Source organism: Teichococcus wenyumeiae (genome assembly GCF_003696345.1).
Taxonomy (GTDB): domain Bacteria; phylum Pseudomonadota; class Alphaproteobacteria; order Acetobacterales; family Acetobacteraceae; genus Pseudoroseomonas; species Pseudoroseomonas wenyumeiae.
Map to the genome: position 1 here is coordinate 1 of NZ_RFLX01000140.1, position 1,285 is coordinate 1,285.

Annotated in this window: 1 protein-coding gene; it reads left to right on the forward strand. The window is 62.0% G+C overall.

The genetic code is table 11. The annotated features are described in order from the left end of the window. Nucleotides 1-461: 461 nt before the first annotated feature. Nucleotides 462-1,285, forward strand: an 824-nt coding sequence (locus EBE87_RS28225) for a hypothetical protein (RefSeq protein WP_147465071.1), incomplete at its 3' end; no start/stop codon positions are given.

Below are 1,285 nucleotides of genomic sequence, written 5' to 3' on the forward strand. Positions count from 1 at the left end.
ATTGACCGTGCGGGCCGCCACCGTCGGCGGCAGCCTGTCCTGCCCCGCACAGGCGGATAAACCCGCCACGCACAACAGGCCCAACGTTAACTTAGTCAGACGAGACGTGATCGGCATGGCGCAACTTTACTTTCCGTCGTTGATCGGGGGGCGCAACGAATGACCTTGCGGCTTCGCTTCCTCAACTGCTGGCGGACGTTAACAGAACAAGACGCCAGCGCAATCCAGATTTTACAGCGTCGGAGAAATATACGTTTAGAAAATCGACAGCTCACGTCCAAGTGATACTGCGACTTTCGCTACATATTAAGCACGACATGAAAAATCTATGCTTGATAATGCCTGTTTTTACAGATTACGTAAAAATCTTGTATTTCAGTAGGTCTATCGTTTTCCGCCGGCAAAATGCTAACGAACGCTTTATCGAGGCCACAGGCACTCCCCCCGGCGAGGTTCCCCCCATGACCAGCATGTTCGGTCACAACATCCGCTCTGAGCTGGTGGTGTTGTATCTAGCAGAGACGCTGACAGTTTTTCTGATCGTTTATGCTTTGATGACCAGCGGCATGCCTGGAGGCGTGCCGGTGGATCACGGCCGCGCAGCCGTGGCCGCCGCCCTGCTGGCCCTGTGTTCAGGTCTCGTCAGCAGCGCCAGCGGACTCTACCAGCCGCAGCTGCTGGCCGGCATGCGGCGGTTGCTCACCGGCTTCGCTCTGGCCGGCGTGCTGCTCCTGATGGCCGCCTGGCTGGTGCTGATGATCGTCGCCCCCGCCGATCTCAGCGCTTCCTACATTATTGTCGTCGAAGTTTTACTTGGTTGTATTCTGGCCGTCATGCTGACGCGCCTGGCCTTTGTTCTGCTGCTGCGCGGCGGCTTCATGCGCCGGCGCATCCTTGTGCTGCCCGGCGCGGCGGCTTCCGAGATCGCCCGCCTGCCCGCCCCCGCGGCTTGGCGCGACATCTTCGAGATCGCCACCCTGCCCACCTCCCCCGAGGCCGCCACGCTGCTGCAGGCCGAGCGGCTGCGGGCGCAGCGGGTCTGGGCCGTCGTCGCCGCCCCCGGCGAGATGAGTGCCGATACCCGCCATGCCTGCGAGGCAGCCGGCGTGCGCGTGCTCAGCGAGGCCGAGTTGCATGAATGCACCCATAACCGTGTGGTGTGTGAAATGCTGGCGCCGGACTGGCTTTCGACGGTGCAGGCACGGCCGGAGGGGCTCGCCGCCGCCGCCCTGCGCCGCGGCTTCGACATCACCGTCAGCCTCGTCCTCCTGATCATCACCCTCCC